This window comes from Bacillus mojavensis (genome assembly GCF_012648005.1).
Classification (GTDB): Bacteria; Bacillota; Bacilli; order Bacillales; family Bacillaceae; genus Bacillus; species Bacillus mojavensis.
In genome coordinates, this window is record NZ_CP051464.1 from 3,830,604 (window position 1) to 3,857,210 (window position 26,607).

General features: G+C 40.2%; 24 protein-coding genes and 7 pseudogenes. 3 read left to right on the forward strand and 28 right to left on the reverse strand.

Annotated features, from left to right (window positions below; genetic code table 11):
* Positions 1 to 13: 13 nt before the first annotated feature.
* Both dbpA and HC660_RS19875 read right to left on the reverse strand, forming a co-directional pair.
* Entirely contained in the window at positions 14 to 1,453 is a 1,440-nt protein-coding gene (gene dbpA / locus HC660_RS19870; RefSeq protein ID WP_168749149.1) for an ATP-dependent RNA helicase DbpA, read from the reverse strand.
* Between the two features lie 81 nt (positions 1,454 to 1,534).
* Positions 1,535 to 2,683, reverse strand: a complete 1,149-nt coding sequence (locus tag HC660_RS19875) for a rhamnogalacturonan acetylesterase (RefSeq protein WP_168749150.1) — start codon at positions 2,681 to 2,683, stop codon at positions 1,535 to 1,537.
* A 164-nt stretch (positions 2,684 to 2,847) separates the two neighbouring features.
* Between HC660_RS19875 and HC660_RS19880 the strand changes: the two genes are divergently transcribed.
* Together HC660_RS19880 and HC660_RS19885 are read left to right on the forward strand one after the other, a co-directional pair.
* Positions 2,848 to 3,189, forward strand: a complete 342-nt coding sequence (locus tag HC660_RS19880) for a PadR family transcriptional regulator (RefSeq protein ID WP_168749152.1) — start codon at positions 2,848 to 2,850, stop codon at positions 3,187 to 3,189.
* Positions 3,186 to 3,707, forward strand: a complete 522-nt coding sequence (locus HC660_RS19885; RefSeq protein WP_168749153.1) for a DUF2812 domain-containing protein — start codon at positions 3,186 to 3,188, stop codon at positions 3,705 to 3,707. The genes HC660_RS19880 and HC660_RS19885 overlap by 4 nt, the downstream gene beginning before the upstream one ends.
* Positions 3,708 to 3,920: 213 nt before the next feature.
* Here the strand turns inward: HC660_RS19885 and HC660_RS21160 are convergent.
* The 16 genes and pseudogenes from HC660_RS21160 to HC660_RS21410 form a co-directional block, all read right to left on the reverse strand.
* Positions 3,921 to 4,049 (reverse strand): annotated as a pseudogene (locus tag HC660_RS21160) (hypothetical protein); the annotation flags it as partial.
* A gap of 17 nt (positions 4,050 to 4,066) precedes the next feature.
* A complete protein-coding gene (locus HC660_RS19895; protein WP_168749155.1) occupies positions 4,067 to 4,519 on the reverse strand; it encodes a hypothetical protein in 453 nt (150 codons plus the stop codon).
* Between the two features lie 13 nt (positions 4,520 to 4,532).
* Positions 4,533 to 4,829, reverse strand: coding sequence for a YxiJ family protein (locus HC660_RS19900; RefSeq protein ID WP_168749156.1), 297 nt, complete (start codon positions 4,827 to 4,829; stop codon positions 4,533 to 4,535).
* A 37-nt stretch (positions 4,830 to 4,866) separates the two neighbouring features.
* On the reverse strand, positions 4,867 to 5,355 hold the full coding sequence (locus tag HC660_RS19905; RefSeq protein WP_168749157.1) for a DUF2716 domain-containing protein: 489 nt from the start codon (positions 5,353 to 5,355) through the stop codon (positions 4,867 to 4,869).
* A gap of 15 nt (positions 5,356 to 5,370) precedes the next feature.
* Positions 5,371 to 5,787 (reverse strand): YxiH-YxzG fusion protein, encoded by a 417-nt coding sequence (locus HC660_RS21165; protein WP_238933040.1) that lies wholly within the window; start codon positions 5,785 to 5,787, stop codon positions 5,371 to 5,373.
* 111 nt (positions 5,788 to 5,898) lie between these two features.
* Positions 5,899 to 6,222 (reverse strand): annotated as a pseudogene (locus HC660_RS21170) (DNA-binding protein); the annotation flags it as partial.
* Between the two features lie 204 nt (positions 6,223 to 6,426).
* Positions 6,427 to 6,843, reverse strand: coding sequence for a YxiG family protein (locus tag HC660_RS19915; protein ID WP_168749159.1), 417 nt, complete (start codon positions 6,841 to 6,843; stop codon positions 6,427 to 6,429).
* 50 nt (positions 6,844 to 6,893) lie between these two features.
* Positions 6,894 to 7,211, reverse strand: a complete 318-nt coding sequence (locus tag HC660_RS19920) for a YxzC family protein (RefSeq protein ID WP_010332458.1) — start codon at positions 7,209 to 7,211, stop codon at positions 6,894 to 6,896.
* Between the two features lie 28 nt (positions 7,212 to 7,239).
* Positions 7,240 to 7,710, reverse strand: a complete 471-nt coding sequence (locus tag HC660_RS19925) for a YxiF family protein (protein WP_168749527.1) — start codon at positions 7,708 to 7,710, stop codon at positions 7,240 to 7,242.
* 133 nt (positions 7,711 to 7,843) lie between these two features.
* Positions 7,844 to 8,398, reverse strand: coding sequence for a DUF4240 domain-containing protein (locus HC660_RS19930; RefSeq protein WP_168749160.1), 555 nt, complete (start codon positions 8,396 to 8,398; stop codon positions 7,844 to 7,846).
* The gene (locus tag HC660_RS19935) at positions 8,391 to 9,239 is read right to left on the reverse strand and encodes a YxiH-YxzG fusion protein (protein WP_168749162.1); all 849 of its coding nucleotides are present in this window, start codon (positions 9,237 to 9,239) and stop codon (positions 8,391 to 8,393) included. The genes HC660_RS19930 and HC660_RS19935 overlap by 8 nt, the downstream gene beginning before the upstream one ends.
* A gap of 59 nt (positions 9,240 to 9,298) precedes the next feature.
* Positions 9,299 to 10,202, reverse strand: a pseudogene (locus tag HC660_RS21405) (RHS repeat-associated core domain-containing protein); the annotation flags it as partial.
* Between the two features lie 67 nt (positions 10,203 to 10,269).
* On the reverse strand, positions 10,270 to 10,629 hold the full coding sequence (locus HC660_RS19945) for a YxiJ family protein (RefSeq protein WP_121643646.1): 360 nt from the start codon (positions 10,627 to 10,629) through the stop codon (positions 10,270 to 10,272).
* Between the two features lie 36 nt (positions 10,630 to 10,665).
* Positions 10,666 to 17,670 carry a tRNA nuclease WapA gene (locus HC660_RS19950; protein ID WP_168749164.1) on the reverse strand — a complete coding sequence of 2,335 codons (7,005 nt, stop codon included), beginning with the start codon at positions 17,668 to 17,670 and terminating at the stop codon, positions 10,666 to 10,668.
* 170 nt (positions 17,671 to 17,840) lie between these two features.
* Positions 17,841 to 18,779 carry a DMT family transporter gene (locus HC660_RS19955; RefSeq protein ID WP_168749528.1) on the reverse strand — a complete coding sequence of 313 codons (939 nt, stop codon included), beginning with the start codon at positions 18,777 to 18,779 and terminating at the stop codon, positions 17,841 to 17,843.
* 57 nt (positions 18,780 to 18,836) lie between these two features.
* Positions 18,837 to 19,115: pseudogene (locus tag HC660_RS21410) on the reverse strand (SDR family oxidoreductase); the annotation flags it as partial.
* A 790-nt stretch (positions 19,116 to 19,905) separates the two neighbouring features.
* Here HC660_RS21410 and HC660_RS19960 point away from each other — a divergent pair.
* The gene (locus HC660_RS19960; RefSeq protein ID WP_168749165.1) at positions 19,906 to 20,670 is read left to right on the forward strand and encodes a TerC family protein; all 765 of its coding nucleotides are present in this window, start codon (positions 19,906 to 19,908) and stop codon (positions 20,668 to 20,670) included.
* Positions 20,671 to 20,791: 121 nt separating this feature from the next.
* Here HC660_RS19960 and HC660_RS19965 read toward each other — a convergent pair.
* From HC660_RS19965 to HC660_RS20005, 10 genes and pseudogenes are all read right to left on the reverse strand, one after another.
* Positions 20,792 to 21,134: pseudogene (locus HC660_RS19965) on the reverse strand (universal stress protein); the annotation flags it as partial.
* An 18-nt stretch (positions 21,135 to 21,152) separates the two neighbouring features.
* The gene (locus tag HC660_RS19970) at positions 21,153 to 21,473 is read right to left on the reverse strand and encodes a hypothetical protein (protein ID WP_168749167.1); all 321 of its coding nucleotides are present in this window, start codon (positions 21,471 to 21,473) and stop codon (positions 21,153 to 21,155) included.
* Positions 21,474 to 21,570: 97 nt separating this feature from the next.
* The gene (locus HC660_RS19975) at positions 21,571 to 22,074 is read right to left on the reverse strand and encodes a hypothetical protein (protein ID WP_168749169.1); all 504 of its coding nucleotides are present in this window, start codon (positions 22,072 to 22,074) and stop codon (positions 21,571 to 21,573) included.
* Between the two features lie 374 nt (positions 22,075 to 22,448).
* Entirely contained in the window at positions 22,449 to 22,835 is a 387-nt protein-coding gene (locus HC660_RS19980) for a UCP019853 family protein (protein WP_168749171.1), read from the reverse strand.
* Between the two features lie 16 nt (positions 22,836 to 22,851).
* Positions 22,852 to 23,610 (reverse strand): pre-toxin TG domain-containing protein, encoded by a 759-nt coding sequence (locus HC660_RS19985; protein ID WP_425321671.1) that lies wholly within the window; start codon positions 23,608 to 23,610, stop codon positions 22,852 to 22,854.
* Positions 23,596 to 24,148: pseudogene (locus HC660_RS21415) on the reverse strand (T7SS effector LXG polymorphic toxin); the annotation flags it as partial. The gene HC660_RS19985 and the pseudogene HC660_RS21415, both read right to left, overlap by 15 nt.
* 141 nt (positions 24,149 to 24,289) lie before the next feature.
* Positions 24,290 to 24,496 (reverse strand): hypothetical protein, encoded by a 207-nt coding sequence (locus HC660_RS19990; RefSeq protein ID WP_024123402.1) that lies wholly within the window; start codon positions 24,494 to 24,496, stop codon positions 24,290 to 24,292.
* Positions 24,497 to 24,775 (reverse strand): DUF4176 domain-containing protein, encoded by a 279-nt coding sequence (locus HC660_RS19995; RefSeq protein WP_101859720.1) that lies wholly within the window; start codon positions 24,773 to 24,775, stop codon positions 24,497 to 24,499.
* A gap of 19 nt (positions 24,776 to 24,794) precedes the next feature.
* The gene (locus HC660_RS20000) at positions 24,795 to 25,034 is read right to left on the reverse strand and encodes a hypothetical protein (RefSeq protein ID WP_240312876.1); all 240 of its coding nucleotides are present in this window, start codon (positions 25,032 to 25,034) and stop codon (positions 24,795 to 24,797) included.
* An 834-nt stretch (positions 25,035 to 25,868) separates the two neighbouring features.
* Positions 25,869 to 26,601 (reverse strand): annotated as a pseudogene (locus HC660_RS20005) (ribonuclease YeeF family protein); the annotation flags it as partial.
* Positions 26,602 to 26,607 lie beyond the last annotated feature (6 nt).

Here is a 26,607-nt window from a genome sequence, read left to right on the forward strand (position 1 = left end):
AGCAGGTCATTCATCATTTATTCGCTTTATTCACCTTAAGCTTTTTCCCTTTGACGGTTGTATCCTTCATGGCTTTGAGAACATGTGGGCCTTTTCCGTTTAAAATTTCCACGTACGAGGCGTTATCCATGATCGTAATGATGCCAATGTCATCAGCAGAAACCCCGTCGATTTTAGCGATCGTTCCGACAAAATCAACGGCTCTGATTTTCTTTTTCTTTCCGCCGTTAAAGTACAGCTTCATGATGTCTTTATTCAGCTCTTCGCTTTTATCCTTTTTGATTTTCGGACGGTCTTTCAGTTTAGCGAGAAAATCCGGTTTCTTTTTTGCGATTTCCTCTTGGGACGGGGCTTCTAATGTCTGAATCCCGAATCCAATATAGTCTTCTATTTCAGCTAGGAACCGCTTTTCAAACGGCGCCACAAATGAAATCGCTTTTCCCTGTTTTCCGGCTCGCCCTGTCCGTCCTGTACGGTGTACGTAGCTTTCTTTCTCAAGGGGCAAATCATAGTTGATGACAAGGGCGATATTTTCGATATCGATCCCCCGCGCGGCGACGTCTGTCGCAACTAAATAACGGTACTCGCCTCTTTTAAATTCATTCATGACGTCAAAGCGGTCTTCCTGAATCATCCCGCCGTGAATTTTATCGCATGGATATCCTAAGTCATCCAATTCATCGGTCAGCTGATTCACATGCTCTTTCGTCCGGCAAAAAATGATGCAGCTGTCCGGGTTCTCAGTGATGAGTACATCCTTCAGCAAAGAAAACTTATTCTCTTCTCTGACTTGAATCACCGCATGTTCAATATTCCTTGTGGTGAGGCCGGCCGCTTTGATTTCGATATGCTCTGGGTTTTGCATATATTGGCGGCTTAATTTCTCAATATCCTCTGGCAGTGTCGCAGAAAACAGCATCGTCGTACGCTCGGTCGGGAGATGCTTGATAATCGCCTCCACCTGATCGATGAAGCCCATATTCAGCATCTCATCCGCTTCATCAATGACCAGATAGGAAAGGCGATCCAGCGGCAGCGTGCCTTTTTCAATATGATCTAGGACGCGTCCCGGTGTGCCGACAACGATATGGCTTTTTTGCTTCAGCTCGGCTTTTTGTTTATCAAAAGATGATTTTCCAAACACAGCTGTGGCTTTGATTCGTTTAAATCTTCCGATGTTCGTGATATCCTCTTTTACTTGCACGGCAAGCTCACGGGTCGGTGTCAGCACCAGTGCCTGCGGTTTATTTTCGTCCCAATCCGCCAGCTCGCAAAGAGGAATGCCAAACGCAGCCGTTTTCCCGCTTCCCGTCTGTGATTTGACGACAAGATCTTTTCGTTCAAGGGCTGCCGGAATCACGCTTCGCTGCACCTCGGTCGGTTCTGTATACCCCAGTCCTTCCAATGCTCGTAAAATGTCATGACTGATTTGATAGTTTTTAAAATGACTCATGTATAAACTCCTGTCTCTTGCAGATGTTCTCATTATACTCTAATTTACGGCAGCGTATGTGTTTTGCCGAAAAATGACGTTTTAGAAGCCATCAATCCCCTGTCTTTTTAGTTCCTGAACGGCCAATCGCGCCAGTGCATCGGCCCCCGCGCGGTTCGGATGCAGTGTATCTCCATCCATATAAAGCGCGAGCGTTTTTTCCGGACCGATCGATGTAAAGTATGCCGAACTGAGGACATTCAAGTCAATAAAATGTGTTTTTTCCTCTTCGGCCAAAGCCAATATAGAAGCCCTGTACCATCGGTTTACAGAGGAATGGATGCCTTCAGAAGTAAAGTCTGTCGCCCGGCCCTGAGGTGTTGAAAGGATGACTTCCGCGCCCTTTGCTTTCACCTGCCGGATCATATCACGCATAATCTCCTTAAATTCCGCTTCAGATTCATTATGCTTCGGATTTGTATCGTTAATGCCGAGCTGCAACATAAAGTAATCACCCGGTTTGATGTACTTCAAGATCGCCTCAAGCTGTCCGTCATTTCGAAACCCTCTCGCAATCTGCCCGCCTGATGCCATGTTTCTCACTTGAAAGGTACGCTTGTCGACATAGTGAGGCAGCATTTGTCCCCAGCCCGCCTGCTTGCTGCTGTTGAGCGGATAATAATTGCACACCGTCGAATCGCCGCCGACATAGATCGTTCGGTTTGTCATCGGCTGATCAGACAATTTCTTGATCTTCAGGGCGCTGAGCGTAAAAGCGGTACCCGCCTTGCCTTCAGTCACCAGCAGATTCAGCTGCCCGTCGGTGACAGGAATTTGAAACGTATCTTCCGCACCGTCTCCCGTCATATTGATGACCTGAAACACACCCTCCGCCGCCACACTTGCCCTCGCCGTATTGCCCAGCGTCACCTTCACCTCATAAAGGCCATTCGGAAGATCCACATTAAACGTGTTGTCGCTTTTCGTCCCATACGCCAAAAATTGAACCGCATCACTTTTCACGCCCGTCCCGGATGCCGCCACATCCTTCATATGTTCCGGCGTTTGAAAACCGTAGCCCTTTGATGGGTTATAACGGTCAGACGCCCTTACCCCAATGTAATCAGGCTCAACCGAACCGCTCCCAAAGTCAAACTGATACACCTTCGGCTCAGACGCCTTCAAACTCTCTGCCCCGCTGAAACCCAACATCAACATCATCACAAAACCCGCCGTTATCCATTTTTTCATTAAGAATCCCCCTCTATGAAAACGCATTCATTAATGCATACTCGGTGATTGTTTCTTTATGATGACTGAACGCAGAAAAAAATTGCATTGACAAAAGAAAAGGAAGATTTTATTATATCAATTATTGATATATCATTAGTTGATATAATAAATGAGGTGACCTCATGCCAAAGCAACGTCCGCAGGAAATGGATCAGCTTACCGACGCAGCCTATTATATTGTCTTAACCTTGCTGGAGCCAAAACACGGATATTCGATCATGCAGGAGATTGAGGACATGACCGATGACTCCTTTACGATTGGCCCGGCTACCTTATATACATTGTTAAAGAAATTACTGCAGGAAGAGATCATTGAGCTTGTCAACAACGACAACCCGCGCCGCAAAGTGTACCAGACCACCCTGCACGGCCAAGAATTACTCAAAAAAGAAATGCAGCGCAGAAAAGTGATGGCGGAACACGGTGAACGCGCTTTTCAACAATTGAAAGGGGATTCATCATGAAACAGAAAAAATATATGATGTCCGAAGGCTTGGCTTTTTCAGAAGAAAAGGATATGAAGAGACTAAGTGACATGGCCAGCAAAGGCTGGGTGCTCGATTCTTTTGCGGTTATGGGGTATAAACTTAGAAAAGCTGAGCCGCGGAAGTTGATCTACAGTATTGATTATCATGATGTTGGGGAAGAAAGCTTGGCGGAATACACTGAGATGTTTGAAGCGGCCGGATGGGAGCGTGTTTGCTCTTCACAAGGTATGCATATCTTTTCGGCTGAGCCCGGAACTTCACCGATATACAGTGATCAATCCACCATGAGAGAGAAATATAAAAGAAGCGAAAAAGACGTTCGAAACGTCACCTGCACCTTCAGTTTCCTGACTCTCTTGTCCATTACACTCCATTATGTAACCGGATTATCAAATTGGATACCTTTGTTTTTTCTGATTGTGACTATCCCGTTTCTCGTGACATATGCCGCAACAAAAGCAAGAACGCTTGGAAAGTGGGGAAAATCAGTGTGACATCTTGTCACACTTGATTACATCCCATCCTCCGCAATAGAAGCTTATTTGGTTTTCTTCGTCATACACATAATAACGGAGCCTTTCCCATTGGTCGTCAGTCGGTAAAAGCTCCAAGTCAACCGAATCGATGGATTCAAGGTCATCCAGCTTTGATGCACTGATGTCTTCAAACCGCAAATGAATGTCACAGGTTTGAGCAGATAGTTTTAATTCAAACACAGGAATATGAATATAACGATCATCTTCTTTCATATAGAAAGTAAACTCGTTTAATGTAAATGGACCTGTATCCACATCAGAAAGATGCTGTTTCATTTTCTCATATTGTGTGATATTCATATGGATTCCTCCTCCTTTTATGTTTCATCGCCAACCATATAGATCTCCGCAGCATCGTATTCAAACCACATGATCCGTTCGCCCGAGTCCGTCAGGCATTGGAGTTTGCCTTCGGAAAGATAGTTTTTTGGTTGAGGGTCAGTGATCAGAAAAACATCATCATTGATAGAAGCTAACAGAAATAGAAAACCTGCAATGCCCCGGTCTGTTTCATGTACTACGCATTGGAAATGAAATTGCCTTTTCGCCAGCTTCGTCACTTTGTAAGCATAGCCTTTGAAAAACTCTGACAGGTCTTCTATAAATGAACCACCCGTTATCACCTGTATCATGATTTGCTCATAGGCAAGCCCCTGCCAAAAACGATAAAAAGACTCAGCATCTCCAAGTTCGCATGACGTAACGGTTTGGTCGGGCTTAAGCTCGACCATGTCCAAATTGCCGATACTGCTTATAGAGGTTTTTTCCATAAAATCCTCCTTATTAGTTGGATAGCGCAGCGCAAATCTCTTGTCTGACTTGCTCGTACAAAAGAATGTGATGATACAAATCATTATCGTGTTTGATCATATCCAGCGGGATGTCAGGATACAGCTCAAAAAAGCTTTTCTGCAACGAATGCCGCTGATGCCGGGGCAGCCTTTTATTCGCCAGCACATAATCCAAACTGCCGGCAATAAGCATAAAAAACTCATACACTTCCGCTTCAAAGCCGTACAATTCATCAGGATACGGCGTTTCTTCAAGCTCTTGCTGTCTTTTTCTCAGTTTTTCAAACACGCCGACTCTCTCCTCCGACACATGTTAAATAACAAACTCATCTATCTTGAAACAGGATAGGCGGATATTTATCTATCGCCTCCAACAGGTCTTCACCAAACACAGTGATTGTACATTTCCACGGATCACCCAAAAGCCCCCAAGAAAAATCCTGATAAAAAAAGAAATAATAGTCTCCATTTGGAAATACGGGAACAGGCCAATCGCCAAATTCATCCTGAGGCATTGTCTGATGAGGGCTAAAGGTATATCCGTCATGCTGCCAATCTAATGCGTACATTACATCGTTCTTTCCAGTACATGATTGAAATGCTTTTAAAATAGAAGTCTCTAAATCATTCAGCACTTCGCTCACATCATCATGACCGGATTTACTGCTCATCGCGCTCGAGATATCAAACACTCGATATCGATCAGGCGGGATGATGTGATGACATCTGCTTCCGGGCTTCCCTTTTATGAGCTGGTTCACTTCTGACCAGATGCGGTCTTGTTTTGTCTGACTTAAAGTGCGCCAATTCATCATGATCTCATCAACACCTTATTGGATATCCTGCTTATAAACACCAGAAGAGGTCACTGCGTAAACAGCGTTACTTGTCAGTTTCAGCTGTTGAATGTCTAGGGCTTCACCGTTCGAGTCACAGCAAGTTACCTCTTCCATCTCTTGACTCACATCGGTAGAAATCAAATAAAGAGACGGCTTAAGGTCTGCTCTGTAACAGTTGACCGTCCCGATCCAAAAACCTTCTTTAGCTACTGTGAGCTGATCAAATGCTTCTGATTTAGGTGCCTCATCCGACAGAATCCACACCCGTCTCACAACCGTTTCATCAAATGCGGCAATGACTACATCTCCGTAATACAGCATATAAATCAATCCGTTTTTTTCTGCAAGCCCATAACATTCATCTACAACCGGTGCATCCATTTCTTCAAGCTTTCTATCAATATACATTTCCTTCTGCTTACCATCTAACGTAAAACACCATACACTATCACCCTTCGGATTCTCATCATGATAAATCCCTTCATCACATAAACCGACCCAAAGCTGTTGTTTTTCACCCAAAAGACAGCAGGAAACCCCTGAAGGCAAACGAAAAGCACTTCTCACTCTTCCCTCTTCTGAAAAAACCTTTACCTTCGGCTCATACGATTCGTAATAAACGAAGACATAGCCATTTGCACATTGTTGAAAGAACTGAATATCGCTGCATGTAATCTGCTCTTTCACTTTAAAATCCCGAGCATCACCAGAAGGATCATAGATTGAAAAGGTGAGATCACCTTTCACACCTTTTCCAATGTAGACACGTCCTTGTGCATCAGCATGAAAAAAACAATCTTGGGTGTCAATGTTGATGATTTTATTCATTTTTAATTTTTTCATTTGTTATGCTCCCAGGTTAGAAATGAAGTGATAAGAATAAGCCATTTATTAACTATTAGTAACGGACAGCCTAATTTCATTAACGTTTTGATATAAAGCTACTTTCCAATTCAGTCTTAAATCGCGATGACGTTGTCTTTTACATTTCGTCTGGCTGCTGTTATGTTCTAAGTAAGAAAAGAGAGGCTGACAACCTCTCTTTTTTTATTTAATGTTCAATTGGTATGCATAAAACGATTGATCATCAAAGCGAACTGTTTCAGCTTCTATCGCAATTAACATGCTGTTCATATTTATAAGAAAATTAGCGTTTGAATGGTAGTGTTCAATGTTAGAATTCGACATGTTTCCGATTCCTTCTGGGTGATAACTGAACTCAAATATTTGCCAATTATATTCTTCCGGAACAATTTTTTCTAACCTCATGTCACCAACATCTGCACTATAATAAGTAGATGCCACATTTTGAAATAATATCTTATGCGTATATTCACCTTCACCTTCAAAAACCTTGATATTAAGTGAGAGCTCTTTTTTAAACACATTAAAATCTAAATGAAGGACACTGCACCCTTCATCTATATAATCAACCCAATCATTAATTGTTTTGTACATTGTCATCTCCTACCTCGTTTTAATCAATAACGCATTGCAACAAGCAGAAAAATTAATTACTCCGTATATGGTTTGATCCAATCATTTAAATCATCTGTTGAATGCAAATAAGCATCAGGAGAATCTTTCAAATCAATCCCGCTTAGGAGGATTAACATATCCCAGACTCTATCGTCTTCTACCTCGGGATCATCAGCATAAACATAAGTGCCCGCCCAACCTGACACTTCTTCTCTTGTTGTTTGTCCATTTAAGACACTTTTGATTTTATTTATGCATTCTATTAGCTTTGGCTCGCTCAATTTGATCACCACGTATTCAAGTATTAAATGATTTATTAATAGTATGCAAAGCACCGTACTGATTAGATACATTCCAAAAGGATTCCTCCTAGGAAAGCATCTACCAATAAACAAGCTCGCAACCGTATTCCGTGTGCAATATACATAAACCAAACTGACACTCGGGCTCAACCAAAATAAAACTATGATGGAGAAGCCCTTGGTCGAACTCAATACATTCCAATAAGCCATCAAGGTGCTCGAGACATGTTCCGAAGGTACAAACTAATGCACCAATTTCGTTGCTGTATTGATGAAACAGCAGAACGTCCCTGTCATCATAGGCAACATAGGACTGAGATGTTTTCAAGATCAGCTGTTTCGCTTCCGTTTTTCCTAGAGCATCAACCTCACGGGAGTTGGCTGGTTTTGAATTTGATAAAACCATCTCAAGCAACTGCTTACTTCTCGGCAGATCAGCAAAGCGATAACTGAAGCCTCTTTCTGCGCAAGGGACTAGTTTTTCTTTGATTTCGCTTTTCAACAAACGTCTTTTATTCTCATCGAGTTTTTCGATTAATCTTTTTTGCACGAGCCGCAATCCCTCCACCGTCAATTTCTCAAATTTTTTCATTTGATTAATCTTTCTCTTGTTTTCTTTGTCATTTATCATTCAGATTTGTTCTAAAAAAGCTTGTATCGCTTATTGATACAAGCTTCATATTCTAAAACTCACCTAGCGGATTTTCCCCAAAACGCTCCCACAGTTTTGGAAACCTTTCAGGCAAATCTTCTTCTTCCCAATCCAATTCAATATCTTCTGGTTCGGCAAGCCCCTTTTGTTCAAGCGTATCTAAAAGCTCATCGTATACTTCATCATCCCAATCATCGTCACCAGTCTTCTTGTATGTCAACGCCTCTGTCGCCACCGACAGCAAGTCTTCATTTTGCGGATAGCCTTCCTCATCAAGCGTTTCCTCCGTGATGTATGCTGCCAAATACTCGTGATCATCCAGCACTTTTTCGAATGTCTCTTTGCCCTGGGCAATCAGCCATCCGCGAAAATAATCAAACGTATCGTCTGAACAACCGTCCATGAGGATGTATGCTGCCGCCCATAGTGAGGACAGATAGCTTTTGTGCATAAATGTCTGAAGCATAAATTCAAAATCAACGATCTCATTGATTTCTTTTTTCAATAATTCATCACGTAGCCATTCATTAGGTTCTTCCTTGCTGCAAGCTTGGTCAATAAGCTGCCAAAAAGATATTTCATTCATTTGCTTTTCCCCCTCTGATATCCCTCTTATAGATCCCCGAGTCTGATATTGCATAAATAGCATTACTTGTCAGTTTCAGCTGTTGTACCGAGAGCTCCCGCCCGTCTGGACCACAGCACTTCACCTCTTGTATCGGCAGACTGACATCAGCCGGAATGAGGGACAGTGAATGTTCATCTTTGCATATCCAAAACCCGTCATCTGAAATTGCAAGCTGGTCATATACTCCAGAATATTCTTTATCAGAAACAATCCACACTCGTCTCACGTCCGTCTCATCAAATGCGGCAATGACTGTATAAGAGTAGTACAGCATGTATATCAGTCCATCTTTTTCTGCAAGTGCATAGCAGTCATCTACCACGGGCGCATATATTTCTGAAAGCTGTTGATCAATGTGAGTTTCCTTTAATTGTCCGTCTAAAGTGAAGCACAGCAAACTTTGTTCACTGGGGTTTTCGTCATCATAAATACCTTCATCACTTAAACCGGCCCATAGGTTTTGTTTTTCATCCAAAAGACAGCAGGAAACCCCTGAAGGCAGAGAAAATACACTTTGTTCTTTTCCATCTGCTGAAAACACCTTAACTTTATACTCATGTAGCTTAGAGTAAACAAATACATAACGGTCATCCGAACTCTGTTGAAACAATATAATATCCTCGCACAGAATTTGTTCATTAATTTCAAATCTCCGGATATCGCCGGACAAATCAAAGATCGAAATTACAATTCCTGTTTTATCCTTTTTTCCGATGTACATGCGTTCATGATTATCCACATGAAAAAAACAACCTTCATTTACTTCCTTTTTTATCTTGTTCATTATTAATTTTTTCATTATATCCCCCTAGTCTCTAGTACGTTAAGAACTGCCTTTAAAAGCAGCTCTATTACAAATTAATATGGAAAACTTGTTACTATTCTCCCATTCCTATCTCTTATAACTCGAACACGTTTAGTTTTTCTTTTATTACCATTCACTCCAACATATCTTTTAAAAGTCTTTTCGTAAACTGTACGACCATATTGTCCTTTACGTGCTTTCCCTGATCTTAATGTACTTCTTGTTGTTCGTTTCAAAGCTCTGTTACTCTTGAATTTCCACTTTTTTCCATATTTTTTATCGGAGCGCTTTGGACCGTGTCTATCTTTTATATGATGCCAAGACTCTTTATTAAACCAACCTCTTTTTGCCTTATTAGCAAAACTATAAGCCCTCTTAGCACCCTTAAATATCTTCCCAGGACCAAAGTTAGAAGCGGCTGCCCCAAGCAGCACCTTTCCACCCCTTACCTGATTTATATGCCTTATATCCATCATAAGCTGCAAATCCGGCATTTACCACAAGCCATACCCAATGCCCATCCGGATCAACATTCATCACTGGGTTATTATTTCCATAAGCAAACCCATTCTGATCCAATGAGTCTCCGTCGCTGCCCGGGTCTGGGTCGAGCGATAGGAACACGCCGTTTCTTGGCTCGTAGTAGCGGGCCATGAGATAGTACAGGCCGGTTTCTTCGTCGTATTGGTAGCCTGCGTAGCGGTAGCGGTTGTCTTTTACTTCATCACTTGCTTCGGTTTTTGTTGGATTTCCCCATGCGTCATATTGATACTTGGCAACGGTTTTTCCCGTGCTGTCTGAGATTGCAATGACGTCACCTTGTGCGTTGTAGTGATAGAAATATTTCTTGCCATTTTGCGTGAATGCTAGCAGTTGTCCACTATCACCGTATGTGTATGCTTTTGTGAAAGTATACACATTCAGACTGTCGCTGTAAAAATAAATTGTGTCTTTCCCGAATTAATTAAAACAGCTGTCAAATATACTTGACAGCTGTTTTTGTTTATTATTTTAGTTTAAAGATTCATACTCCTGTTATAAGCTTATTAATCAAAATCCTAATTTTTTCATGAAATTCTAAGCATTCACTTAATTCTTGATATTTTAAAATATCACTTTTATAATTCCTAAAATGAGGATAATGTTCATAGAACGTTTTTTTTAACATTTCTCTTTGATATCTAGGAATTTTTTTATCTTCAATTATATAATTTAAACTTCCAGTTATTAAGGCAAAAAATTCATAAAATTCATCTAAAGAAGTATTTGTTTCTTCTTCAAAATCATACATATCATTTGGAAACGGACCATGTAATAATACATAATATTTTTTGAACTCATCTAATGTTTTTTGATCAATATTATATCTTTTAAAAAATTTCATCCATATTCAGGCCCTTCTATATTGTAGAAATTAAAATTAACGCTTTTTCTTTTTCTTCCATTTATTATTCACAAATGTAACTACCTTTCCACTTCTTGTGTAATAACCAGTTCTTTTTCCATTCTTAATCCTGTAACCTTTTTTTCCAGTAGCTAGTATTACTTTTTCGCGTAAATGCTTATTAGATCTATAAAATGCTCTAGCAACTTTTGTATATCTCTTTTTACTGTAAGATTTACCATTTCTCACAATATGTTTATTATGATGATAGTCCAATGACTTTCTTTTAGTTTTAAATGTTCCTTTATACCAATGTCTTGAGGTGGCCCATTTTCCGATTTTTTTTGTTAATTTTAACTTTCCACCACCTACAAATCCTGATGCGGCTGCAACCGCTACGCCTTTCCAACCCTTACCTGATTTATATGCCTTATACCCATCATAGGCTGCAAATCCGGCATTTACCACAAGCCATACCCAATGCCCATCCGGATCAACATTCATCACCGGGTTGTTGTTTCCATAGGTATATCCGTTTTGATCTAGTGAATCTCCATCGCTTCCTGGGTCTGGGTCGAGCGATAGGAACACGCCGTTTCTTGGCTCGTAGTAGCGGGCCATGAGATAGTACAGGCCGGTTTCTTCGTCGTATTGGTAGCCTGCGTAGCGGTAGCGGTTGTCTTTTACTTCATCGCTTGCTTCGGTTTTTGTTGGATTTCCCCATGCGTCGTACTGATATTTGGCAACGGTTTTTCCAGTGCTGTCTGAGATCGCGATGACGTCTCCGTGTGCATTGTAATGATAGAAATATTTCTTGCCATTCTCCGTGTAGGATAACAGCTGGCCGCTGTCACCGTACGTGTATGATTTTGTGACTTTGTTGTCCGCGTCCGTTTCATACAAGACGTTCAGGCTGTCTCCGTCGTAGAAGTAGTTCGTGACGTTTCCGTTGACGGTTTTTTGGATTCTGTTTCCTTTTTCATCATATTTGTATGTTGCGAACGGCTTGTCTTCGCCTTTTTTTGTAACGGCAGTCAGGTTATCCTCTGCATCCCACGTATATGTGAATTTGCCGTCGGATGTGCGGTTGCCGTTTTTATCGTAAGAGATGCTTTCATCATTGACTTTTGTCAGCTGGTTCATGATGTTGAAGGAAGCATTCACCGTTTTGCTTGAACCGTCTTTTACAGTTGTAACAGTTTTTCGGTTCCCGAATCCGTCATATGTGTATTCAATGACAGTACCGTCTTCGTGGGTTTCTTTGACAAGCTGATTCAGCTTTCCATACTCATATTTCACCTTGCCGCTTGCTGAGCTGTTTATCGTTGTGCGGTTGCCGTTGGCATCATATTCATAGCTTTCTGTCAGAATGCTTCCGCCATTTTTGTCGCCGATATGAAGCGAGCTTACAAGGTTTCTTTCGTCATATGAAAAACTTGTTCCGCCGCCGTTGCCCGTAATAAAGGTTTGGACGTTGCCATTTTCATCATAATCAAATGAATAGGAAGATGTACTATCTTTCATCTCAACCATTTGATCCAGTTTGTTATACGTAAATTGATTCGTTCCTTTTTGGTCCCCATGGCTCCATGAGAAGGTTTTCAGCTTATCGGAGTCACTAGGATATGTCCAAGTTTGGCTGCCGCCGCGGTCAGTCAATTCGGTTAAACGGTTTTTGTTGTCAAATGTCCGTTTCTTTGTGGTGTTCTGCTCTTTATTAACGACCGAAGTTTCATTTCCATTTTTGTCATATGTGAAATTGTATTTTTCTGTACCGTTATACGATTTTGATTTCACCCGGTCTGTTCCATCATAAGAAAGAGACACTTCGTTGCCATTCGGTGAAATGGTTTTGGTCAGGTTGCTGTTGGCATCATATTCACTTGCTAGCACATTGCCCAGAGGGTCAGTTGTTTTCACAAGCTTGCCCATGACATCATATTCGTATTGATAGGTTTGATCTGCTCCCGCCCGAATGGTTTTGCTTACCTCATTGCCTTCCTTATCATAGCTGTGAAGGATAGACGTGCCGTTGGAGAGCGTCATGTTTGTCAACTGGTCTGCCTGATCATACGTATAGGTTGTTTTTTCACCTTTTGCATCCGTTTCAGCCGTTTTCTTACCCGTTTCATCGTAATCAGTTGAAGTAGCGTAACCTAGTTCGTCTTCTTCCTTGGTCACATAGTTTCCATTGCTATCATACGTGCTTTTTGTTAAAAGGCTTCCTTCAATCAGACGGATATCATCAAACCACGCTGTTCCTGTCGCACTCTTTTGGAACAGTATGCTGATATCGACTTTATTAATCGGCTTTGTTTTTGGTATAACAACAGCTGCGCGGTTCCATTCCTGTGTTCCAGAAGGGAATTTCGCGTTGTATACGCCTGTGCTTCCGTCCGCGTAAGTGACATTCGCCTGCAGAGAATAGTCTTTTTCATCTGTGAACTTGACGCTGCTGGCTTTCGACATGCCTGTCAGCGTGAGATAAACCGGTTTGTCGTTTGCGCTTTGCCCTAAGACAACGGTTTGTTTTGTTACTGATCCGGCTTGGGACGCACTGGTTCGGGCAGCTTTTAATGATACATCATCATTAAAGCCTTCTTCAGAATCAACGGATGCCCCGCTTACGCTCCAGTTTTCCGTTGCTGATGTGAAACTGCTATTTTGAACTGGGTTATAGCTTGATGATACTTCGCCTTTTTCCAGCTGGACTTCATCAAACCATGCTTTTCCTTTGCCATCTTTATCTTTATGATCGACTTCCATATACACAACGGCTTTTCCTGCATTCGCAGGAGTCGTAAAAGTGATTTGCCGTTTTGTCCAGTCATTTTTTCCGGCTAATGCGCTGTATTCATTGTGAATCCATTGAATTCGTTTTTGATCTTTGTCTCGCAAATCAATGTTAAAGTAGGCTCTTGATTTCGCTAGATCTGTTTTGATTTTCCCGCTTAATGTATAGGTTGTATTCGGCTCCAGCTCAACTGTTTGTGTTGCTGACGAATACCCATGATCTGTTCCGGCAGACGTTGATTGACTCAAGACTTCCAATGCCTTAGATCCAGAAAGAACTCCGCTTTTATCGGCGATCACGGAGATTTTGCCGCTGTCTTTAGATGCAGTCAGATTCCAGCCGGATTTTTGCGCTTCAAAGCTTCCATCTTTCAGGATATTGGTTGAGGCTGATAACTCTTTGCTGGATTGAATCTGATTTCCGTATTTATCATAAACGGCTGCTGAAGATGATTTTCCGCTCTGATCGGTTTCGGATACAGCATCTAGTCCGTCATAGGCAATATCCGTGACATTGCCCTCGGTATCCTTCATCTTTGTGACATCGTTGTTTTTGTTGTATTCGTATGTCTCAGTTCCATATGCGTCTTTAACAGACGTAACGTTGCCATCTTTGTCATATTGATAGCTTTCCGTTGCTTTTCCTGTTCCGACGTCGTTTGGATCTACATCTTCTACGACATTGTTGCCTTCATACTTTGTATTCGTTGTAATTTTTAACCCTTCCGCATCATCAATGACCTGAATCGGATTTCCCGCTTCATTATAGCCGTACTGTACTTTCCGGCCATTCGGCTGTGTCATGAGAAGCGTCTTTTTATCAGCATCATAGCGATAGACATATGTTTCTTTCTTAGCGTTAATCGCTTTATCGAGACGGTGCCCGCTATACTGATATTCGGTAAAGACAGGCTTTGCTTCGGTACTGTTGGCTGAATATTGTTTGATAAGGCGTCCTTCACCATCATAGTCATAGCTTGTGACAGTCCCATCTGTATCCGTGACTTTCTTCAGCAAATCATTTTCATATGAGTAGGTGACTTTCTTATTCTTAGGCCCGATGATGGAAGTCACATGGCCATTTTCATCATATGTGAGTGTGAGCTTGCGGCCTGATGCATCTGTAATGGCTGTCAGTTGATTCTTGTCATTATAAGTGTAGACGGTTGCATTGTTGTGGCCATCCACTATCTTTTGAAGCTTGCCGCCTTTTTTATTGAAATAAGCGTTTGTTTGATCCTTTGTTTTTAATATGAACTGATCAGCTGTTTCTGTTAATTCAAGATAGACACCGGTCGGCGGCTGATACGTGCCATCGCCTTTTTTAGTAAAGCGATGAGTAGTAGCGTCTTCATCAATATACATTGCCCCGCCGTCCGTCGGGATGACAGATGTTTCTGCATCAGCATACCAGCCTTGTCCAAATAAGTGATCGGAGCTGTCAAGACTGTTGTAGGTTCTCGATAAGCCAAGTCCCGGTCCGCGCCCGTCAATTGACATATCCTCTTCATTCACAATGACATTTCCTGTCGCACCGTTTAACTGGCCACTTGGGATATCAATGATAGACCAGTATTCTTCTGTTCCAAGGAATTCTGCGCCTTCATGGAACGTTGGGTTAAAGGGTGCTGTCGGAATCGTTTCACCATTCGCATCATAGGCGGAAAGAGTGAAGGAATAATTCTTCTTCCCTTTGTAATTTCCATTTGCATTGTTATAGACAGGTGACGGGTCAAGTGCCAATTCACGGCCTTTTCCGTCTGTATGCAGCTTGTAGCTTCCGGCTTTTATTTCCTCAGAAGTCGGCCAAATGTTTTTATTTTGGGTTGTCCAATGATCCACGTCCCCAACATCATAGGACTGATATTCTTTTCCGTTATAGATATTAATTTTATAGCCTTTCGCATTTTGAACCTTTTCCCATATCAAATTCACATAACCGGTTTGGCTTGATTTTGTGTTTGTATACACATAACCGGATAAGTTCTTTGGTTTAGCGATATCAGGAAGTGTCGGGTTGGCAGCCGGTGATGCAATGGCTTCGCCGTCTTTGTTATAGGCGATTATTTTAAATGAGTAATTTTTTTTGGCTGCATCCCCACCGGCGTTTTTATAGGTTGGTCCGGGATTGATCGGCAGCTCTGCTCCGTTTCCATCCTTTAGGTGAAGAGCATATTTTCCCGCTTTCATTTCTGCACTTGTCGGCCAGATCTTTTTCCCCTTGGTGGTCCAAGACGTCTGATTTCCGAGATCAAGTGTCTCAAAGCCTTTCCCATTGAACACTTGGACTTTATAGCCTGTTGCACCGGATACAGCTTTCCAAGAAAGATCGAAGTATCCTGTGGCATTCCCATTATTAAAGCCCTTTGTTGACGGTGCTTGTGCTTTTCCTACATTAGGGATAACAGGCTTTGCCGGTGCGGACATCGCTCCTTCTCCCTGATCAAAGATTGCACTGACGCCAATCCAATAGTTTTTGCTTGTGGCATAGCTTCCGCCGGAGTTTTTATACACTGGAGATGGATCTAGCGCTAATTCAGTTCCGCCTTTTCCATCAAGGTGAAGCTTGTACTTACCGGATGAAATTTCTGCACTTGTCGGCCAAATGTTTTTCCCTTTTGTGCTCCAGGATGTCGTGTTGCCGACTGAGATCGCTTGATATTCTTTCCCATTATAAATCCATACCTTATAGCCTTTGGCACCCTCGGCCTTTTTCCAGCTGATATTGAAAAAACCAGTGCCGTTCCCGTTATTGTATGCTTTAACAGCAGGTGTGCTCGCCTTCGGGATGGTGTATGTCACTTCAATATAAGGCTTATTGTTTGAGTTCGCTGAGGAAATTAGTTTTTTCCAGTATTCCTTACCGTTTCCGTTTGCATGAAGCTTGAATCCATAGTTGGCCCCGCCGGAGTTCCATGCCTTTACAGCGGCGGTCACATCGTAACTCGCCCACTGTCCTTTATGGACGTCGGCTTTTCCGATATTTTTAGATGCCGGTTTGGTGTTCCATGTTACTTTTGCATGATCATAATTGCTGTTGACTGTATCCAGCCAAAGACCAGTTGCCTTTGTTCCGTAATAGGAATGGGCGACGTATGTTTTTAATGTCGCTTTGCTGACTGTCATATTTTGAATCGGTTTTAAATTGTTAAATTTCATGAACGCATAGTTTGTGCCTGTTGTTTTGTCGTAATAACCCGTTTTCAGTACATAGGCCTTCAGATTAGCATCCCATTTCTGTGAAGCTGCCGAATAGTTGGTCGTTGGGTAGGCACTCATGACAAACGTATCTGATGAAACAGATAAGGACGTTGACGGGTCGATAGACACTGGATACACGCGTTCAGGGTCTTTCAGCCAGTTCTCGTCTGCCGTGAGATGAAGCAAATACCCTTCATCATTCTTTTCCAGCTTATAGCTGACTTTTTCTGATCGTCCCACCTCACCGGAAAGCTCATCCAGTTTTGAATCAGTCATAAAAGGTTTAGGCACAGAAAAAACAACTTTTCCTTTTTCATCAGAAAAATCTATTGATCCGTCCTCTTGTTCTTTTGCCTGCAAATCGGTTTTGACCTGAAATGAAAATGTGTTGTATCCATCATACTGATGAAGGACTAAATCTTCTTTTATGTTTTCGTTGAATGTGAAAGTCTGAAGATCAATGTTCGGAAAAACATCCGGATAAACAATCTCATTACCATCAGTCTTATAATCTGCTGGAGTATCTTTCGGAGTAAGTGAAGTTTTATTTGGACCTTTTGCTTCTACAAGTGAATATGTAAGCTTGTGATCATTGTGCTCAAAAGTCGCATAAAGTCCGTTCTTCATTTGCTTTTGAAAATCTGAATTCAAAACAGCATTTTCAGTTTCGACTTGTTTGCTTGTCGTTTCTTTTAATTCAGGAGAAATCTCCTCCCAGTCTGCATTCGATGTTTCCTTTGTATGAATAGGATCAAGGTATACTTCCTGTTTATAAACACCGTCCCCTTCATAATAAAGCTTTGTGTTTTCCGTTCTTTCTGAGGTGATTTCTCCCTCTTTGTTTATATCCTTCTCATTAAATGGTACAGCTTTCTCTGTTTGATCATTCTGAAGGGTTTCTTCCGGATCAGCAGTTGCGACACGATTTCCGGACTCTTCTTCTGAAGTTTTTGCAAGTACATCTACTGGCAATAATGAAATCATTAGCGCCAACACTAAACATACGGCAATGAATCTCTTAACGTTCCGCCTCTTTCTTTTTTTCATTTTCTCTCTCCTTTTGTAATAAAAGTAATATTTACTCAACAATGTTAACGTCACTGAAATATTATTACAATATTTTTCTAGAAAATTTATCTTATTTTAAGATTTAAACAGAGCAAAAAGACCCAAAAAACCAAAAAAAGGCCCATTTAAGGCCTTTACACTTTTTTCTATCATGATTGAAATTGTTCTAAATCCTTTTCTTCAGCCACCACATCCGCCTTCCCCTGCCTCCTGACAAGCGTCAAAGCCATACCCCCAAATATCATCACAATGCCGAGCGTTTGATAAAGATCCGGGCGGAATCCTGTAAACACGGTATCGAGCACGATCGCGACAGCGGGGTCGAGGAAGACAATGATCGAAATAAATTTCGTTGATAAAAATCGCAAGCTGTCAAAAAACAGCAAATACACAATACCTGTATGAATAATACCGGTGGAGACGACCATGATCCAATTTCCCTGAGACAGGTCAGCAAAAGCGCCGAAATGAATGAACGGAAGGAGGATGATGACACCTAATCCGGTCTGCAAAAAGGTTGTCGTATAGGGGCTCAGATTGTGAATGCCCTTTCCTAATAACGTTGTGAATGCGTAAAACAGCGCGGCGAGAACTGCCCAAATGATCCCCGATCCCATCAGCTGGCTGAATGAAGTATTGCCGTTAATGCCGGAAATCAGCGCCGTTCCAAGAAAACAGATCATAATGGAACTGACGGAGATGACATTCAATTTTTCTCTATAGATGATGCTCCCCAGGAGAAGAACAAGCACCGGTGCAAGGTGATAAACGGAAATAGCGATCGTAATGGAGGTTTCTTCAAAAGACTTAAATAAGAAGACCCAATTGAATACCAGAAAGAAACCGCATGCTAATGTTTGCAGGACTTCCCGCTTGCTCCATTTTTCAGTTTTATGCTGACCGGACGCCAGCCAGCAGACGCTTAAAAATAACGTCGCGCACAGACAGCGGACAAATACCAATTCAAATGATGGCAGATTGGTATGCTCCGAGAAAAAGCCGATGGAACCGAAAATCACCATGGAGATGACCATTTTCAGCACGGCTGTTGATTTTTGTTTTGGTAATAATAAAAGAATTTGCTGCATCAAACGTATTCTACCTCCAGTTATGTATATGGAAATGCACCCCATCTGCACCCTTTATTATAGTTTCTTGCCGGCCGTCCAGCCGTCTATGGCTAAGTTTGAGCTGTAATAAAGTGTGCCGCATTAGAAGCATTAACTTCATAGAGAAACGATATTTTACTTGACTGCCCTCGCGTATGAGGGGCATGATTATCTATAATAACTGAACCATTTCATCGTCCTTGAAACGATTCTTCCGTTAATTCTGTTTGGATCACACCCGTTGAAATGCTATTCCTGATTCCCTTTGAACATAGCGAGCTGCTTTGTCAGTCTGATGACCGCATGCTTGGAGGACATTATAAATAGCCCGCGCAGGCTATGCCATTAAGTGGACACAGAGCGATGTTAATCATACACCTTGTTTTCCCCCCTCAGATTACAGCCTTGCTATCATGTATATGACTATTTGAATGATGCGGCTGATCATTCTAGAACAGGGGTGATTTCCCTTATTCCTGCTGCGTTGAATAAAATATCCGGATGTAATTGGCTTTTCTTCAAGCTTTGGCATCAAAGATCCTGCCTGCTGGACTTCAGACAAGTCTGCCTCTTCCTGTTTACTATAAATTCTGACATTTCATTTGTTTGAATATCTACTCCATCGACCCGAAAGCTGTCCGCTAAAGATTATGTGACCGCCGAAAAGCTGATTGCCGTTTCTCTATTTGCCCCAGTAATTAGTCATTCTTTTTTTGCCATTTTCTGCTTTTACTCATTTTGATAATTTTACATAAGCTTGCATATTATAGTTTGTAATATCATGTAGGATCGCCATCCATCCTCTATTTTCCATATGTTTATCATACAGACATTTACCAAAAAACTCACCTGTTTTTTAAGGAGAGAGATCATTATGGTTCAAGCTACAGGTGCACGATGAAATGATCATATGACTATTTTACATCTGTATCTGTTTCAAAAAAGCCCCGGACTCCTTTCTTGTTCCAGGTTATTTTTCTAGTAAGAAAGAAAAATCCATTAAATACCGAACTACTCTTTAGAGTTAACTATAAATGAGAAGGGTAATACTGTTGATATTAAAACTTTTACGGCATACTTTACAATTTAGAAAGGAAAGATGTGGATGGAGTCTATCTGGCTGGAATATGTCTGGACATTGTTCATTTTAATCGGATTAGAAGGACTGCTATCGGCTGACAATGCTCTTGTACTGGCAGTCATCGCCAAGCATTTACCCAATGATCAGAAAAAGAAAGCGATAAATTATGGAATCATAATGGCATTTGCCTTCCGATTTGCGGCGCTTTTTGCCATTTCGTTTATCGCAAACGTCTGGCAGATTCAGGCGATAGGAGCAGCGTATCTTCTTTACCTGGGCTTAAAGCATGTGATTAAGGCCCGTTTCGGGAAAAAAAGTAAGAATATTCATGAGGAGGACAAAGAGGAGGCTGCCGGGAAAGGTTTCTGGCCCACAGTCGGAAAAATTGCTTTAGCGGACCTCGCTTTTGCCATTGATTCGATTCTGGCTGCGGTTGCTTTAGCTCTCGGGCTTCCTGATTCACCACTTGATGATTTCGGCGGCATGGATGGAGGACAATTTATTATTGTTGTCCTAGGTGGGATTGCAGGCCTTATCCTAATTAAGTTTGCAGCAACTTGGTTTGTAAAGCTTCTTAATCAACGCCCTGCACTGGAAACAACCGCATATGCCATTGTGGCCTGGGTCGGCGTCAAACTGGTGGTCATTACCCTTGCCCATGAAGACATTGGAATCCTAGATCATCACTTTCCACACAGCACCACCTGGACACTAATCTTCTATGGCGTATTATTGGCCATTGCTTTATTCGGCTGGTTTGCGCCGGCCAATAAATCAACAGAGAAATAAAGATATAAAAGTATAGTGGTCATTTAAACATATGCGTATTAATATTTGAAGCCAAACAAGATAGAGGCGTCCCCTTACTGATTAAGGGAGCGCCTCTTTTGGGTAACATGTACATTTTTATCTATCGAACAATTAATACAGGACAAGGCGATAATTGAGACACTTTGTGGCTGACACTACCAAGCATCATTTCTTTCAGGCCGCTGATGCCCCCGGCTGCCGACTACGATCAGGCTGACGCCTTTCTCTTTTGCGGTATTTAAAATTTCGTGTGGCTCTCCCTGCGTGTAAATGATTTCGGCTTGAACGTCGTTCTTGGCTGCTTCTACTTTTGCCTTCTCAAGGATTTTCATGCCTTCTTTTTTAACCTAATTCCTGAATTCATCAATAAAATGTTCAGGCACATAGACAATTCCCATCAGACAAGAAGTCGTAACGACGGCTTCTCTCCCCACATGAAGCATTCTTGCATTTCCTATATATCATTGAATAAAAATAATTCCAAGCTGCTTTTTAAATATAACCTTTACCTTTGGTTCGTTATGAATATATATAAATTGTTCAGAATTACACCTCTTTAATTGAGTAACATTTATAAAATTAGATTCAAAAACAAGCAACTCATTGAAGGCGAGACTTAGATTGCACTCCAAAGCATATACATCCATTGTCAGAATCAGTTTAAAGCCTTTCATTTCTTGGATAGAATACATGAATACTTCTGCAAGGGGATCACTCGACACGCTTATTGGCTCACTTTCAAACAGTTCTAATAAGTCATATTCATTGTAAGTAGTGAACATTTTAAACAGCCCCTTTACTTTTTATTTGTTGTTGCTAGAAAAAGATGATAATTGCAAAAACCTTGAAAGGTTCCCCCTTCAAGGTTTTTCTTTATTATTATTTTAATGCCTGTTCTAATATGTTGATTTCATTATCTCCTACATCGTTTATAATGACACCACAAATATTGTCATCACAATCCAAACAAAATAATACGTGATTATTTTCTATAAGAGATTCTATCTCATGAGCTGAAAATTGAATATAAACTGTCTTATCTGTTATATATACGTTTAATATTCCTTTTTCATCGATATACGTTTCATTCTGTTGTCGGTCTACGCTAAGAACAGGAACCCCTTTTATTGGTTCAATGTTTTCAATATTCCATTCTTTAGATTTATAAACATTTTCACACAGAGTTAATGTAATAGAACGAATTTCTCCTGTTTTTTGTGCAAATCCTATTTCGATTAATGATTTTTTAAAATCTCCGGTTCTCCAGTATACCGTTTTATCTTCTGATATATCCCAATTTCCAAATTCTATATTAATTGGTGTATAGACATCAAATTCTATTTTCATAGGCTTTTTATCTCTACATTCCAATGTTTTTAACATGATTTCAAATTACCTTCTAATTATAGTTTCTTTCCCAAAACAACTTTCTTGAATGGCTTTCTTCAATCATACTCTTATACTTTACGTTCACCCTTTAGCAACTCTATTTATATCCGCAATATCATTTAATTTTTTTTCAGTATTCTTTTCCTGAATATATAAATACCTAAAGGGAGTACAAAGAAAAATATGCCAAATGAAAAACCAGAAATCAAATATAACTCTATATCGTTAACTTGATTGGCATTTGCTAACCAGATTTTCATGATAGTTAGAACTATTCCTGCTAGGAGGAAAACAATCTGAATGATTAATAATGATTCATTTATTTTTCTCAATAAAAATTTCTCATCTATCTTCTTCACTTTTTATATTTAAACAGAATCTCTTAAAAATTCTACGCTTATCCTGTCAACCTTTATCTCAACATGTTCCCCAATCAAATAAGGATATTCAGAAAAATACTCATCTTCATCAGTAAGAACGATTCCTGCATCAATTGAATCCTCATGTAAAACTCCCCTAATATAATATTGATACCCTAAACCAATTCGTTCTAATTCTTTTGTTTTTTCTATACTTTCACGAATAACTAACTCATCCAAAATCGTAAAACCAACTAACACAGGATATTTTTTACCCACTTCAATTTCATAAGGACAGACAGAAGAAAAGCCTGTAAATTCTATCCCTTCAATTTCGAGAATCACTTCCTCTTCGATATGTGGATCAAGTTTTTTAACAAGCGCCCTATATATCATCTTAAGAACCTCCCGTCTAATCTGCTGGATTAATTACTGGAATATTTTTTCCGTTAATTGTCTTCCAAATCTTTTTTCCACTCTCAGTATGATAGGTTGTAATTTCCCCTTTATTATTAGTACCTACAAATTCAAATTTCGCTTTACCATTTCTGCTATTACCCATAAACTTAACATAACCTGTTCGAATTTCACCCTTATAATTATATTTAACTTTTATACCGCTTTTGATCACTTCTTTTGCACCTTCAAGATATTCATCAGCATTTTTGTATAATTCACCAAATTCATTTCCATGTTTATAAAAATGAGATTCTAGCTTTTCCCTATCTGCAAAATTAGAAGGATTTTCCCCCTTACCTTTAATATCTTTTCCAACATTCGGAACCCTTTTTACTGCTTTCTCTCCCTTACTCCACACAAAAGCATACTTTCCAATTTTAGCAATAGGTATAATAAAAAGAGTACTCAATATTCGTTCATCAACCGAAACTTTTTTATTGGTTTTAGGATCTTCGCCAGTTGTTGCCCGAATTCCATCATTAACAACAAAAAACTCACCTATTGTATCCGTTACTTTTCCTAAACCAGGTACTTCTTCATCAATATTTTTAACTTCGCCAGCTCTTCTTCCTTCTGGAATCTTTTCAACAATTTCTATACTAGGTTTACCATTTATTACCCGAATATCTCCAGCTACTTTTGGGGATATCTTAGTTGCTTCTTTCTGTAATACCGTTAAGTTACTGTCATCACCATAAATCTCACGCTCGATCTTCTGTTGCTTGTCATCCTTAATCACTGTATCAACGTTGGACTGCTTATGCTTCTCTAGCTTTTTCAACATCATCTCCATCGGTGAATCATCAGGCTGCTTCATTTGCGAGTTAATGCTGCCGAAGGTTTGGTTGATGTTTTCTTCTTCCTGAGATTTCAAGATCGAGCCGCTTTTATAGCCCGTAATTTCAATTTTCGGCCCTGTGTACATCGTTTGCAGCTGGTCCATGTACTTTTTCATCGTTTGAAAATCTGATTTTGCGGTTTCTAGTGCTTGGGTTTTCTGGCCGTCAAATTGAAAGAGTTTATGCAGGGTGTCTGTAATCAGCCGCTCAGCCTGCTCTGTTTCCATCCGAAAAAAGGAATCCTTGACTGTCGGCAGGTTGACGATTGACTGCATCTGTGAGCTGCTCTGTCACTTCTCGTGCATGCTTGATCCCATGTCTGGCATCGTGTGAGAGAAAAGCCTCCGCAATCATGCCGTGGGAGTCAGATTCTACAGAGAAAATGCCATGCTGCGTTTGTTTTAGCATTTTTACTGCACTTTCCATTTGTGCAATAGCGCTTTTCCAGAACAGTGGATATGTTTCAGTATTCTCGATGTTCTATTACATTTTTAGAATTTAGATACGAATTTATAAAAAAACTCCAAAGACACTTCTTTGGAGGGGGAAAATTTATTTTCTATTGAGCATTTTATTTGTTACTATATAACCTAACACTAAACAAAAAATTATCATAATTAATCCAATTGCATACATTATTAATTTCTCTTTAACAGAAAAACCCTCTATTAATAAAATAGCTAGAGTCCATGTAAAAAGTAAAAATAGGGAGAAAAAAATCATAACTTTTTTTCTGAATTTCTTCCAGAATTCCTCCATCTATTTTTCCTCCTCTATAATTTCATTTAACTTACCTCTTAACAATTGGTCTTCATTATCAGTATATCCCTCATAAATTACCTTTTCTATCATTTCTTCATCAAAGAACACATTGAAGTTTTCACTAATGTTCCCTTCTGGATATGGGACTGCAACATAATCAAATTTTTTTCCACTTGATGACTGTATCTGATGTCTACCGAAAACCATTACAAGTTTTTTCATATTTTTTAACTTTACTATAGTTCCTATTGGAAACCAATTTCTAATCCGACTCATATCTATATACTCCTAAGGATTATTTTTTTAACTTTTTAAGCAGTATTTTTTTTCTAAAAATATAAATTCCTAATGGAAGCAAAAAGAAAAATACACCATATGAAAAACCAGCAATAACATATAACTCTATATCGTTAACTTGATTTGTATTTGCTAACCAAATTGTCATTATGGTAAGAAATATACCAGCTATAGGGAAAACAATCTGCATTATCAATAATGCTTCGTTTATTTTTCTTAATAAAAAGTCTTCATTCATCTTCCTTATCCTCATCCTCTATACCTGCCTTAAATGAAATTCCAACTCCATCCGCTATATAAACTTCAAATCCCTCATTAGCCGAAGCGCCTAATCCTAAACTTCCTATAGAAAATCCTACACCGATGTACGGATTTTTATTTTCTATTCCAAACCATTCTTCTAAAGGCTCATAACCAAACCAATTTAGAGGGGAAACAGTTACTCCTACTTCAGATACACTAGCCGATCCTCCTAGACCTCCTCCAGTATTCGAAACATTCGCCTCTATCCCAGCATGAAGTAATTTAAATTCAAGAGCAAGTGGAGATTTTTCATGGTTAATCACTGCATTAATACCATTAAGTTCAGCAGAACCGCCAATCATATCACCAGATAATAAAGTATTAAAAACATTAGAAAATCTCGGTATCGAAAATTCTGCACTTCCACCCAAAGCAGTAAAATAAGTTTCCGATTTCTTAATTTTTTTAACTTTTTCTATTTTATTTTTATCCTTTATAGCCTTATTCGTATCAAAAAGGTTCATATCCATTTTTGTATTAACTAATTTTTCATCACTAATTTCAAAAAATCCTGAAACATTTCCTGTTCCATAGAAACCAAGGATTCCGTTTCTTTCTTCTTTAATCTTAACACGATAGTCCATAAATTTTTTATATAAATCAAGTATATTTTCATCCCTGTTCCCAGCTATACCTTTGATTTTAGGACTGTTTATCGTTTCGTTATAATCACCTATGTCTCTTTTAGCAGTAAAAATTGTTGTTTGAATGTTGTTTTTGTTGCCTTTGTCTTTTTTTATATGACTAGCTTTGTTGCTAATTTTATCTTTTAGCTTCTCAATCATCATCTCCATCGGTGAATCATCCGGCTGTTTCATTTGCGGATTGATGGCGCCAAATGTTTGGTTGATGTTTTCTTCTTCCTGTGATTTCAAGATGGAGCCGCTTTTGTAACCCGTAATTTCAATTCTTGGCCCGGTGTACATCGTTTCGAGCTGATCGATATATTTTTTCATCGTTTGAAAATCAGATTTTGCCGTTTCTAATGCGTTGGTTTGCTGGCCGTCAAATTGAAAGAGTTTATTCAGGGTGTCCGAAATCAGTCGCTCAGCCTGTTCTGTTTCCATCCGGAAAAAGGAGTCATTGACCGTCGGCAGGCTGACGATGTGATCAATGGCTGATGTCTGCCGATTGACTGCGTCTGTGAGCTGCTCTGTCACTTCTCGTGCATGCTTGATCCCATGTCTTGCATCGTGTGAGAGAAAAGCCTCTGCAATCATGCCATGGGAGTCAGATTCTACAGAGGAAATCCCATGCTGCGTTTGTTTCAGCACTTTTTTGTATTCATCGATAAACATGCCAAAGAAAAGGAGAAAAGGCTTGTGGCATTCTTCGTAAAAGGTCCGGATGGCATCTCCGCCTTTTCCTTTTAACGCATCCTTCATGCCTGCCAGGTGCTCAACGCTTTTTTCCAGCTTCTCCAGCTGCTGTTTTTGCTTGTCCAGTTTCTCAATGGTATGCTGAATGCCCTCGTGAAGAGCGTGGACATCTAATGTTTTCAATCCCTT

Bases quoted from the DNA above. Each gene is read 5' to 3' on its own strand.
- HC660_RS19990 (WP_024123402.1), bottom strand. From the start codon at position 24,496: ATGGAGGAATTCTGGAAGAAATTCAGAAAAAAAGTTATGATTTTTTTC.
- HC660_RS19880 (WP_168749152.1), top strand. From the start codon at position 2,848: ATGCCAAAGCAACGTCCGCAGGAAATGGATCAGCTTACCGACGCAGCC.
- HC660_RS19970 (WP_168749167.1), bottom strand. From the start codon at position 21,473: ATGTTCACTACTTACAATGAATATGACTTATTAGAACTGTTTGAAAGT.
- HC660_RS19935 (WP_168749162.1), bottom strand. From the start codon at position 9,239: ATGAAAAAATTAATAATGAACAAGATAAAAAAGGAAGTAAATGAAGGT.
- HC660_RS19945 (WP_121643646.1), bottom strand. From the start codon at position 10,629: ATGAAATTTTTTAAAAGATATAATATTGATCAAAAAACATTAGATGAG.
- HC660_RS19980 (WP_168749171.1), bottom strand. From the start codon at position 22,835: ATGATATATAGGGCGCTTGTTAAAAAACTTGATCCACATATCGAAGAG.
- HC660_RS19915 (WP_168749159.1), bottom strand. From the start codon at position 6,843: ATGACAATGTACAAAACAATTAATGATTGGGTTGATTATATAGATGAA.
- HC660_RS19995 (WP_101859720.1), bottom strand. From the start codon at position 24,775: ATGAGTCGGATTAGAAATTGGTTTCCAATAGGAACTATAGTAAAGTTA.
- dbpA (WP_168749149.1), bottom strand. From the start codon at position 1,453: ATGAGTCATTTTAAAAACTATCAAATCAGTCATGACATTTTACGAGCA.
- HC660_RS19875 (WP_168749150.1), bottom strand. From the start codon at position 2,683: ATGAAAAAATGGATAACGGCGGGTTTTGTGATGATGTTGATGTTGGGT.
- HC660_RS21165 (WP_238933040.1), bottom strand. From the start codon at position 5,787: ATGTATATTGATAGAAAGCTTGAAGAAATGGATGCACCGGTTGTAGAT.
- HC660_RS19895 (WP_168749155.1), bottom strand. From the start codon at position 4,519: ATGGAAAAAACCTCTATAAGCAGTATCGGCAATTTGGACATGGTCGAG.
- HC660_RS19930 (WP_168749160.1), bottom strand. From the start codon at position 8,398: ATGAATGAAATATCTTTTTGGCAGCTTATTGACCAAGCTTGCAGCAAG.
- HC660_RS19975 (WP_168749169.1), bottom strand. From the start codon at position 22,074: ATGTTAAAAACATTGGAATGTAGAGATAAAAAGCCTATGAAAATAGAA.
- HC660_RS19955 (WP_168749528.1), bottom strand. From the start codon at position 18,779: ATGCAGCAAATTCTTTTATTATTACCAAAACAAAAATCAACAGCCGTG.
- HC660_RS19950 (WP_168749164.1), bottom strand. From the start codon at position 17,670: ATGAAAAAAAGAAAGAGGCGGAACGTTAAGAGATTCATTGCCGTATGT.
- HC660_RS19960 (WP_168749165.1), top strand. From the start codon at position 19,906: ATGGAGTCTATCTGGCTGGAATATGTCTGGACATTGTTCATTTTAATC.
- HC660_RS19920 (WP_010332458.1), bottom strand. From the start codon at position 7,211: ATGTATCTAATCAGTACGGTGCTTTGCATACTATTAATAAATCATTTA.
- HC660_RS19885 (WP_168749153.1), top strand. From the start codon at position 3,186: ATGAAACAGAAAAAATATATGATGTCCGAAGGCTTGGCTTTTTCAGAA.
- HC660_RS19905 (WP_168749157.1), bottom strand. From the start codon at position 5,355: ATGATGAATTGGCGCACTTTAAGTCAGACAAAACAAGACCGCATCTGG.
- HC660_RS20000 (WP_240312876.1), bottom strand. From the start codon at position 25,034: ATGAATGAAGACTTTTTATTAAGAAAAATAAACGAAGCATTATTGATA.